9 protein-coding genes are annotated in these 11,091 nt (G+C 44.4%); 5 read left to right on the forward strand and 4 right to left on the reverse strand.

The features are described from left to right. Positions 1-276: 276 nt before the first annotated feature. Positions 277-879 carry a molybdenum cofactor guanylyltransferase gene (locus tag ACFE90_RS30485; RefSeq protein WP_375506087.1) on the reverse strand — a complete coding sequence of 201 codons (603 nt, stop codon included), beginning with the start codon at positions 877-879 and terminating at the stop codon, positions 277-279. 93 nt (positions 880-972) lie between these two features. On the opposite strand from ACFE90_RS30485, the gene ACFE90_RS30490 reads away from it, so the two are divergent. Both ACFE90_RS30490 and ACFE90_RS30495 read left to right on the forward strand, forming a co-directional pair. Continuing rightward, the gene (locus ACFE90_RS30490) at positions 973-1,197 is read left to right on the forward strand and encodes a hypothetical protein (protein ID WP_375506088.1); all 225 of its coding nucleotides are present in this window, start codon (positions 973-975) and stop codon (positions 1,195-1,197) included. Beyond that, entirely contained in the window at positions 1,194-1,616 is a 423-nt protein-coding gene (locus ACFE90_RS30495) for a type II toxin-antitoxin system VapC family toxin (RefSeq protein ID WP_375506089.1), read from the forward strand. The genes ACFE90_RS30490 and ACFE90_RS30495 overlap by 4 nt, the downstream gene beginning before the upstream one ends. A gap of 102 nt (positions 1,617-1,718) precedes the next feature. On the opposite strand, the gene ACFE90_RS30500 is transcribed toward ACFE90_RS30495, so the two are convergent. Both ACFE90_RS30500 and ACFE90_RS30505 read right to left on the reverse strand, forming a co-directional pair. Continuing rightward, entirely contained in the window at positions 1,719-3,773 is a 2,055-nt protein-coding gene (locus tag ACFE90_RS30500) for a thioredoxin domain-containing protein (RefSeq protein ID WP_375506090.1), read from the reverse strand. Positions 3,774-4,131: 358 nt separating this feature from the next. Further along, positions 4,132-4,287: a hypothetical protein gene (locus ACFE90_RS30505; RefSeq protein WP_181373890.1), complete on the reverse strand. Its 156-nt coding sequence runs from the start codon at positions 4,285-4,287 to the stop codon at positions 4,132-4,134. A gap of 467 nt (positions 4,288-4,754) precedes the next feature. On the opposite strand from ACFE90_RS30505, the gene clpP reads away from it, so the two are divergent. Further along, on the forward strand, positions 4,755-5,366 hold the full coding sequence (gene clpP, locus ACFE90_RS30510; protein ID WP_229451819.1) for an ATP-dependent Clp endopeptidase proteolytic subunit ClpP: 612 nt from the start codon (positions 4,755-4,757) through the stop codon (positions 5,364-5,366). 370 nt (positions 5,367-5,736) lie between these two features. On the opposite strand, the gene ACFE90_RS30515 is transcribed toward clpP, so the two are convergent. Next, positions 5,737-6,624, reverse strand: a complete 888-nt coding sequence (locus tag ACFE90_RS30515) for a hypothetical protein (RefSeq protein ID WP_375506091.1) — start codon at positions 6,622-6,624, stop codon at positions 5,737-5,739. Between the two features lie 1,059 nt (positions 6,625-7,683). On the opposite strand from ACFE90_RS30515, the gene ACFE90_RS30520 reads away from it, so the two are divergent. Together ACFE90_RS30520 and ACFE90_RS30525 are read left to right on the forward strand one after the other, a co-directional pair. Next, a complete protein-coding gene (locus ACFE90_RS30520; protein ID WP_375506092.1) occupies positions 7,684-10,038 on the forward strand; it encodes a ribonuclease R family protein in 2,355 nt (784 codons plus the stop codon). Positions 10,039-10,212: 174 nt separating this feature from the next. Next, a complete protein-coding gene (locus tag ACFE90_RS30525) occupies positions 10,213-10,833 on the forward strand; it encodes a flavin prenyltransferase UbiX (RefSeq protein ID WP_375506093.1) in 621 nt (206 codons plus the stop codon). The last annotated feature ends 258 nt before the right edge of the window (positions 10,834-11,091 follow it).

Here is an 11,091-nt window from a genome sequence, read left to right on the forward strand (position 1 = left end):
GACAATCAAACTCTGGAATCTAGATTTCTGGAATCTAGACTTAGACCCTTTAATAGGGCGCAGTTGTGATTGGGTACGCGCTTATTTACAAAATAATCCTAATCTCAGTGAGAGTGATAGACACTTATGCGACGGTATTGGCACGCAAAAATAAAATAGACAAGTTAGACAAGCCGCAAGATGAGTAGATTCTATTAATGGAAATTATACCCGATCGCAGTTAATGTGCTGCAAGCATAAGCTAATTTTAACGTGCGCCTCCGTTGGAGACTGACGTTAACTTAAAGCCAAGTCCTCTGGTGTATTACAGTTAAACAGCATTTCGGGTTCTGCTAAAGGCAAAACTTCTACAGGATATTGCCGAAGCCACTGCTGAAATGATCGCCCCCCTTGGTTGATAAACTCTAAGAGTTGTGGCAAACAGCGACGGCGATAGAAACCACACAGAGGTTCCCAGCCTTTAGGATGTTCAGCTAAAGCTGCGATCGCATTATCCCCCACGCTATCAAGTCTACTTACCCAATCTTGCAACACCTCAACCCGCAACCTCGGCAAATCGCAAGCTAGCAGTAGCACCCAATCTGTTTTAACTTCGGCTAGCCCTTGGGCAAAACCAACTAAAGGCCCTTGGGCTAGAGATTCTCCAGATAAAGGCACTTCCCGAATAAACTGACAACCAGGCAAAAGCAAATCTTGATAGCGTTCTGGCCAGGGAGTGACTATATAAACAACATCAGCACAGCTTTGAGCAATCCCACAAACTCGCTGTAACAACGGCACTCCTTGAATGGGAATCAAGGCTTTATCTTGACCCATCCGAGAACTTTTACCGCCAGCTAGCACAATGGCGGTTAATTTGCTACATGAGTTAATAGTCATTCGTCAAAAAAATAGAGGGCAAAAAACGAGTCAAACTAAATTAACCCGTGACGCTGAAAGTAGAATAAATTTATCTTCTACTTAAACCCCATCATGCCTAGCCAAGAACTCGAACAACAACTCCTTCAGCTTTCCCCCAACGATAAACTATACATCATTCAACTCCTTGCCCAAAGCCTGACCACACACAACAACACCCACCCAGATCAACCAAGCAAACTCTCAGAGTTTTTCCGTCAATCCCCCCTAGCTGAACTCACCGAAGAACTTGACCTTAGTCGAGATCGCACCCTTCCCCGTAATGCCTTCACTCCATGACTTATCTCCTTGATACCTGCCTGATTTCCGAACTTGTTGCCAAACAACCAAATCAACAAGTTTTAGATTGGCTAGATGCCCAAGTGCCAGAAAAACTTTACCTTAGCGTCATCACAATTGGCGAAATTGCTAAAGGCATCAGCAAAATTACTGCATCTAAGCGGAAAGAATCTCTAACAACTTGGCTGAATGAAACCCTGCCCAATCGCTTTCAACAAAGAATCTTAAATATAGATGTCTCAACAATGTTGTTGTGGGGAAATTTAGTCGGGCAACTAGAACAGAATGGGCGACCTCTACCTCTCATGGATTCTCTTATTGCAGCGATTGCAATTCATAACTCTTTATCACTTGTTACCCGTAACGAAAAAGATTTTGCTGGGACAGGGGTTCTAATGGTTAATCCTTGGTCTGTTTAGACATCATCACTATACGGGGTAAAATGAGCAACCGCGCAGAAAGTTGCGATCAAGACTGGATGACCTGCTGGTAACATTCTAGTTGGGAGAAATAAAACTATTTCACGCCCTCACCTGACTTTTCTCTACTTGCTGCAATAAATGCTCTACATTTGCTGCTGGTGCAAGACATTTCAAACCTTGGCAAACTAACCCAATGCTTCCCTCTGGTAAATCAGATGTGATAGTAAACACAGCCACCGGCAAAAACTTGGGGATCAAAGAGTTTATTTGCTCAGTGGTGCTGCGAATCAAGGTAGAGTTACGATACCAATCCAACGCTGTAAATAAACTAGGACAAGCTTGAGGGGAGCGATGCATCACACTCCTAAAAGCTTTTAAGCCAAGTTCCGCTAAATCCAAATAATCTAGATTATCGGTGAGTAGGGCAAGACGGACAAGGTTAGCGATCGCAATTCCATTAGCTGATGGTGTAGCATTATCAACGTAACTACGCTCCCGCACAATTAAATCTTGACTAGAATCACTAGATGTGTTATTGTAACCACCTAATTCCACACTCCAAAGAAATTCGTTGAATTCATCTTGGATAGCGATCGCTTTTTCTAACCATTGCTTATGCTCAGGGTTGGAAGTTTGTAAATCCAGGAGAGCTTTAATAAAAAAGGCGTAATCTTCAGACTGCGCTAAAACGGTTGGTTCTCCTTGATAATTGAGTCGCTGAAAACGCCCATTGACAAACTGATTTTCCAAGATAAAATTCGCTGCTCGTGCTGCTAATTCCAGATATAACGGTTCTTGAAAAACCCCAGCAGCTTTAGCCAGCCCAGAAATCATCAAGCTATTCCAAGCGACAATCATCTTCGTATCTGTCACGGAGGGAATGCGACCTGGCCAGTTAGTGGTTTTTGCTTCTTGGTTGTTACGAGCCGGAGGAAAAGTTTCTAAAGACTCAGAACTAACGCCATAGCGAGCGGTAAACAGCTTGCTCAGTGCTGTTTCCAGGGTTGCACTCAGTTGCCCAGAATGGCGTCTTTGCAAGACATTACGCCCTTCAAAGTTGCCGTTAGGTGACACAGTAAACTGTTCTAATTCCCTCAATTCTTCAGGCGTTAACAGTTGTTGTAGTTCGCTGTAACTCCAGACGTAAAAGGCTCCTTCTTCTGGTTCTACTGCCGTGGGATCAATGAAGCTGTCGGCATCTTGAGCAGCATAGAAGTAACCTTCAGGCGCGGTCATTTCTCGCTTCAGCCATTGTACAGTACCAGCAACTGCTCTCTCAAAGGCTGCTTCTTGTACTCCTGCACTCCATAAAGAAGCTATATACTCTACAATCTGTCCATTATCATAGAGCATTTTTTCAAAGTGGGGTACTGTCCAAGTAGCGTCAACAGTATAGCGATGAAAGCCACCGCCCACATGGTCGTAAATGCCTCCCAGCGCTAAGTCTAATCCCCGTTGGGTACAAACTTGCTTGCCATCATAGCGAGATTCAAAATTAAATCGAGTTCCCCGCAGTGCTAATTCCGCATAGGGAATCATCGGAAAGCTATTCCCAGATTGACTAGGACTAATTACAGCTGTGCTGGTTTCCCAACCTTGGCGGAGTAATTCATGGTCTTCAAGCTCATCTGTTGTACCATCTTGCAATACCGCAGATGTGAGTAGCGACTCAATAATTAAGGCTTTGCGTTGCTGTAATTCTGCTTTTTCGGTATCGTAATAACGGCGAAGGGCTTGCAACACCTGTAAAAATCCAGGACGACCATAACGCGGGTCTACAGGAAAATAAGTACCAGCGTAAAACGGCACTAAATCTTCTGGGGAAAGAAATACGTTTAAAGGCCAACCCCCTTGACCACTCATCATCTGCAAAGCTTGCATGTAGATGCTATCGAGGTCAGGTCTTTCTTCCCTGTCTACTTTTATGGGAAGATAATTAGCATTCATGTAGTCAGCGATCGCAATATCAGAAAAAGCCTCGCCTTCCATGACAGTACACCAGTGGCAACTAGAATAGCCAATGGAAAGAAAAATCGGTTTATTTTGCGCCCTTGCAGTTGCAAGTGCTTCGTCACACCAAGACCACCAATCAATCGGGTTTTCGGCGTGTTTGCGGAGATAGAGGCTCTTAGCTTCAGCAAGGCGATTAGTCATGATTAAATGCAAATAGTTGCCTTCTTTGCTCAGTCTATCCTCTTCTCAGGAGTCTCAGGCTAGACGGGTATGTAGATAAGCAAGAAATCCTACGAGCGAATTATCTCTTGGGTAAGAGGTCGTAGTGCATATCTGTGATATTAATGACCAAAAAATAATTTGGATGCAGAGCAATGCCAATTTATTTATGGGGTTCTTATACCAATTCAAATATTGTTTGCGACACATCAATTATTTGTAGGGGCACAACAATGTTGGTTGTGCCCTACCCATCTGTCGCATTTTTTTCAAATTGGTATTAATTTTGACTTTTGACTTCCCAAAAGGGGCTGACACCTATGCAATTTATGAAAAATTCTTACTGAAAAGATCGCAATAGCAAGCTAACAATATTTGGTGGCGTTTCTCGCACAGGTGATGCTGTCTTCGTCTGAATTAAAGTATTTGGGCTAAGTCCTGCTATCAGATGGAGCAAGAAGGTGATGATGGCGGCTTGTACAAGTTTTTCCAACATGGCACGTCTCTTTGGATGGATAGCATTTCAAGTATGACTAGTTATTCTAAATACATTTAGTTTTATCGGTTTACTGAATGTAACAAAAATAATTTGATATTTGCCGAGGGAAATCCTAAAAAAATGTTTAAATTGTTACAGTATTAACACAATTCCCTAAGCAAGTCTGATTTTGGTTATCGGTCTAATCACCACATCGCCAAAGTTGTCCAGCAAATGCCGAGATATGAGGTTGGCGATGATTGGAGTTTTTTGATTTGTTCTTCATGGGATATTTTCTTAGACGCCTTTTGCGGTTAAAAAGTGCCTTTGGGGGTTGAATTTATCGCAAAATCATCTTTTGTACTCTTTTTGGGCAACAGAAAACGAGAAAGGTTTGATTTATCTGCTTGAGAACAGTAGAGATAAACCCCAGTTTCGTGCTGTCACCGATAAAATGTATTTAAAGTAGCCACAAACACGCTTCCATGATTCCTATCGTTATTGAACAATCGGGTCGAGGCGAACGCGCCTTTGACATCTACTCACGGCTGTTGCGTGAGCGCATCATCTTTTTGGGACAACAAGTTGACAACAACATTGCTAACTTGATTGTTGCCCAACTGCTGTATTTGGATGCCGAAGACTCGGAGAAAGACATTTATATGTACATCAATTCTCCCGGTGGTTCGGTGACGGCTGGTATGGGCATTTTTGATACTATGAAGCATATTCGCCCTGATGTCTGTACAATTTGTACCGGATTGGCGGCGAGTATGGGCGCTTTCCTCCTCAGTGCAGGTACTAAGGGTAAACGGATGAGTCTACCCCATTCTCGGATTATGATTCATCAACCTCTAGGCGGCGCTCAAGGACAGGCGACTGATATTGAAATTCAGGCGCGGGAGATTCTGTACCATAAGCGGCGGCTAAACGACTATTTAGCTGAACATACAGGTCAACCAATTGAGCGGATTGCTGAAGATACTGAACGTGACTTTTTCATGTCACCAGAGGAAGCCAGGGAATATGGCTTGATTGACCAAGTAATTGACCGTCACGCTGCTGGTAGCCGTCCAGCAGTTGCTGTTCTTAATTAATAGTCGCGACTATTAATGGTGATTTACCACTTTTAATTTCCTTAAACCCTAAAAATAACCCCTCTTTGTAACGTGAAGAGGGGTTATTTTTGGAATGGGTCGCCTGCTTAAGTACTTAATACAATACGCTTGGGTTAAAACAATTCGCAATTCGCAATTCGCAATTCCAAACAAGCAAATGCGATCGCTCAACAAGCAAATGTGATCGCTCAACAAGCAAATGTGATCGCTCAACAAGCAAATGCGATCGCTCAACAAGCAAATGCGATCGCTCAACCTGACTTTTCACGGGATGTGGAAAAGTAGATAGACTTTTGCAAGAGGTCTATTAGTCCTTACAACTGACTAATGACTAATGACTAATGACTAATCAAAATCCCGCTATTGGGTCTGGCTGCGATTGTAAGTATTTGAGGAACCCGTGTAATTCTTCTTCAGTTAGCAAAGTACGCCCCCGCTTACCGTATGTTTCAATCAGATGTTCCCGTCCCTGTTCTGGTGTCCAGCCTAAACGCTGAAGTTCGACATCTGTTTTAGCAATTACATCCGATAAATCAACGGGTTCAGCTTTCTTCTTTCTCTTTCCTGTCACTGGCGGGGTGGCGACATCCTCTTGAGGGCTGTAACTTCGAGGTGTAAATGGTGTGACATTATTAGCAGAAATCCCTGGAAAGGTTTGATTTTCTACCTGGTTATCAAAGGTTATTTCCAAGTTTTCCACTGGAGGATCAAATTCTAGCTCCTTGTTGGCTGTCGCAGGAAAGTTTTTACCTAAATCCTGGCTATAGCTATCGCTTGGTAGGGACGCACCACTGTTGTACCCGTACTGTTCATTATTGTTTGTTACTACTTCTGGTTTGATGTTCCGTACTTTAGAAGGCGGTATCGATATTTCTTTGTCGCTGACCATTGGCCACTGACTACCAACAAAATCCTCATCCTTTGCAGAGGAATAAGCAGCAGACTCATTCAATCCACCTTTGGTATTCAAGGAAGGATCTAGCTGCGCTGGGGGAATTGGATTTGAGCTAAATGCCACTGATTGCTGTGGCGCATTTGTAATACCCAAAACTATCAACGCCCTGGTTCTGGCTTGGTCTTCTGCTGCTTCTACTGTTTCTGCTGCTGCCATACCCGTAGCACGGGTTACGCCTTCTATTTGCACGCTTGCCCGGACAATATATTTTCCTTGAAAAATTTGCACTAATTCAGAAATCAGACTGCCTTTGGGATACAAGCTCTGGAATTGAGCCAACATAATACTGCTACCAATCTAAATATTTTTAATAACGGAGTTGAAACTGCCTGTATGTTCAAGCTAGCTCATCTGCCCTTACTTTAATTTACATCCACTCGATACCCAGGATGCCTGCCAATATTGCTTACTATGTGTCATCAGTTTCTTGGCAGGCTATGAGTAAGCATAATTCTCTATCAAGGTGATATTCTTGCTTTGTCTCGTGTCCCAATTGTAGCAGTAGCTCTTTTTTGAAGAAATTTTTGGCTAGTGCTAACTTATCTGGGTAGTCTTGCCTGTAATGCTATACTGATTACCCAACTGGATATTTAGAACTATTTTCTGGAAGTGCGCTCTAAATCTACAATAATGGAGATAAGGTTCGCCCTCACTGCTTATTAACCTGCTTACCTAATTGTTACCGATTCTACATGTGGGAAAATTGGGTTCACGGCAGTTTTGCCTAGTTCAATATCAGAGTCTAATGTCGTAAAATTACCTTCACTCTAGACAATCAAACACCTGTAGTTTCCACGCCACTTGCTCCACTTGGGGAAACCCCATCGCTTTTAGCGTCTCCCCTTGGGAGAAGACCCTCCGGGTTCGGCAGTCCCCCAGACGCTCGATAACTCGCTAACGCTGCGCTATCGACGGGAACCGCCAAGACGGGGGCTGCCTCACCGCAGTGGCTCCCCTGCATAGCGCTTTTGGGCAGTATGGATTCTCTAAACCCAGCTTCTCAAAAACCCGTCGCGTAATTACTTAGCGGGGCTAAATCCTAATCAGGCGTGTAATCTTAAGTTTGGTTAGGTGAAGAGACTTGAACGCAGGCGAACTCTGAGAGCATCGTGCAGTGAGAAGTTCGTAGACGCCCAGAGTAGTCTATGGGTCGCCTTCCTTTACTCAAAACTGCAGGAGTAATTTATCGCTCTTGCGGGGTCGGGCTTCCTTTCCTTAGAACTTAGGAAGCCTTGCCTCTGAGCAATTCGTTTCCAACTTGTTTCTGTAAGCCGTGAGGGTATACAGAAAAGAACCAGATTAAACAACAAATGATGTTTTGACCAAAGGTCGGTTCACTGCATGGAATTTTCAATCGCTACACTCCTTGCCAATTTCACCGATGATAAATTGGTAGCTCGGAAGGTTTTAGAAAAGAAACTTGGCTGTGAAGATGAAAAAAGCTTACAAAAACTTCACATTGCCTTAGATGTTCTCGAAAAAATCGGTATTTTAGTGAAGGAACGGGGCAAGTACCGCCGTGTCTCAGAAGAGGGAATAATCGAGGCAAAACTCCGTTGTTCTAGTAAAGGCTTTTGCTTTGCTATTCAAGATGTGGAAGGAGCTGAGGATATTTACATCCGCGAAAGTCATTTGAGTAATGCTTGGAATGGCGATCGCGTTTTGGTCAGAGTTCTCAAAGAAGGCAGTCGCCGTCGCTCTCCCGAAGGGGAGGTGAAGCTAATTCTAGAACGTTCTAACCACACTTTACTGGCACGAATTAAGCAGGTGGAAGCTGGTTTTCGGGCTGTGCCTTTAGATGATCGATTGCTGTTTGAACTGAAGATCCAGCCTAACGGGGCAAAGTTGGAAGAAGCGATCGATCACTTGGTTCATGTAGAAGTTTTGCGTTACCCATTGGCACAATATCCTCCCCTTGGTCGAGTGGTGCAAATCCTCGGTAGCGATGCCGAAGCTGCTGCTGATATAGATTTAGTTACGTGCAAACACGACCTTTCCCGGACTTTTCCAGATAATGTGCTAGATGCAGCCGCCAAGTTGCCCAAAAAGCTACTCAAAGCAGACCTGAAAAATCGACTGGATTTGCGTAATTTATTTACCTTCACCATTGAAGGAGTAAATGGCGATACAAAAGTTATAGAAAACGCTTTTAGTTTAGAAAAAAACTTAGCCGGAAATTGGCTTTTAGGCGTTCATATCACCGATGTTTCTCACTATGTCCAACCCGACGAAGCCCTAGATAGAGAAGCACTCAAACGGGGCAAATCAGTGTATCTGGGAGAATTAGTACTGCCAATTTTGCCCCTAGGTGTGGCAGAACGCTGTTCTTTAGTACCTGGGAGCGATCGCTTAACTATCTCTTTTTTAATTACCATTGATCCCCAATCTGGACAAGTCCTGGAGTGGGAAATTCAACCCAGTGTAATTAACGTCGAGACTGCACTGAGTACCGAACTTGCCCAAGCAATTCTCACAGGTGAAGCTCAAGATCAATCCCCACAGGTTTCCCAAATCCTGCAAGACCTTCAAGCCTTGCAAACAGCCGTCAAACAGGTACGGTTGAATCGTGGTAGCCTCCAGTTGAATCTGCCGCCCAGCCAAAATGCCTACTATGATGAGGGGATTCTCGGCGCTGTGGTGGTGAATGATTTACCAGTGCGATCGCTACTCACGGAGTTGGTACTATTAGTTAATCAATTGGTAGCAACTCACTTAAATGCTCTTGGTGTTCCCGCCATCTGGCGAGTTCAAGGTACACCCGATGTTGAAGATGTCCAGGAAATGCTGAAATTGGCAGTCAATTTAGGCGTTGACCTCACACTAGATCCAGAAGTCGATATTCAACCCTTAGATTATCAACATTTGACCACAGCTTTTGCGGAATCTCCCTCTGAGCAAGTTCTAACTTACTTATTACAAGATACCCTTAAACCTTCTGCGTACAGCACCACCAAAGGATCTCACTTTGGTCTGGCACTACCGCAATATGTCCACTTTAGCGCTCCTTTGCGGCGTTACCCAGATTTGCTGATGCAGAGAGTGTATTACGCGCTACTCGAAAACGGACGCGATCGCCGCAATACCCGGGTGAGAGAGCGCGTTAACCTCCGCCACTCCTCTAGCCACGAGGAAATTAACTGGAACGTTTTACCCCCAGAATTGCAACAAGAACTGCAAAGCGATTTGACTAGAGTAATTGTCCAAATCAACGACCGAGAAAAAGAAGTCCAAGAAGCTGAAGCCGATTTAGCCGGACTGCAAAAAGCCCAACTGATGAAGCAACGCATCGGTCAGGTATTTCAAGGCGTAATTACCGGGGTTCAATCCTACGGTTTCTTTGTGGAAATTGAAGTACCAGCAGCCGAGGTAGAATCCAGCAGTAATCCTGGTGTGCCTTTGAGGGTAGAAGGATTGGTACACGTCAGTTCTCTTAAAGACGATTGGTATGAATATCGCGCCAGACAACAGGCACTGTTTGGTCGCAAAAATCGCGCTTCTTACAGATTAGGCGATCGCGTCGCCGTACAAGTTAAGAGTGTCGATTACTACCGTCAGCAAATTGATTTGGTAACAGTTGGCAGCGATGGCGTACCCAGAGGTTTAACTGGCAATGGTTCCAATGAGGAGCTTTCAGACCTCTACTTACCAAATGACATTGAGTCTGATGACCTAGACCCTTACTCTGATGATGAGTAAAGTGAAAAAGCTCTTGAGCAGGGAGCTCTTAGCTGGGAGCAGGGGAGAAAAACCACGCCACTTGCAGTTGTTGCTCTCAATGAAGGGAGAAAAGGAGCAGCGGTGCTTTCGCCCACAAGAGGCGAGGTTTGTACCTTTTCCCCTGCCCCCTGCGTCTTATAAACTAAACCTTACGTGTCAAATAACACAAAACCTCTGATTTTAGGCGTATCGGGCGCATCTGGTCTGATTTACGCTGTTCGCGCAATCAAATTTTTGCTAGAAGCGGAGTTTAGTATTGAATTGGTTGCCTCTAAATCTACTTACATGGTTTGGCAGTCAGAACAGGAAATTCGGATGCCACCAGAACCAACCGGGCAAGAACAATTCTGGCGAGAGCAAGCTGGAGTCGCAATTTCAGGTAAACTCCGTTGCCATCCTTGGGGTGACGTTGGAGCCGGGATTGCCAGTGGTTCATTTCCCACTCTGGGGATGATAATTATTCCATGCAGCATGAGCACAGTGGCAAAGCTAGCGGCTGGCTTGAGTTCCGATTTACTAGGACGGGCGGCAGATGTCCAACTCAAAGAAGGACGAAAGCTGGTCATTGTTCCCCGTGAAACCCCTTTTAGCCTCATCCACCTCCGTAACTTAACCTCTCTAGCAGAAGTTGGAGTGAGAATTGTCCCCGCTATTCCTGCCTGGTATCATAATCCCCAAACTATTGAGGATTTAGTGGATTTTGTAGTTGCCCGTGCTTTAGATCAACTAGATATTGACTGCATCCCAATTCAGCGTTGGCAAGGTCGTCGCTAACATTCTCAATGGATGTATTGTAAATTTCACAATAGTCTTAAAAAGGTAATGATAGAGATGGCTGATAGTGTCAGTAGTCAGTGAACAGTAATTAGCAAAGAATAATCAGACTGATAACTGACTACTGACCAAAGAGGCAGGGGAGTAGGGAGCAGAGGGCAGAGGGAGAACGATTCTGGAATTCCCGGCTCTATTCGGGTCTCAGAGCGAATAAATTTATTTATGAGGTTTTCCCCCTGCCCCCAGCAAGAACTGCCC

The sequence above is a fragment of the uncultured Nostoc sp. genome (assembly GCF_964245445.1).
GTDB lineage: Bacteria > Cyanobacteriota > Cyanobacteriia > Cyanobacteriales > Nostocaceae > Nostoc.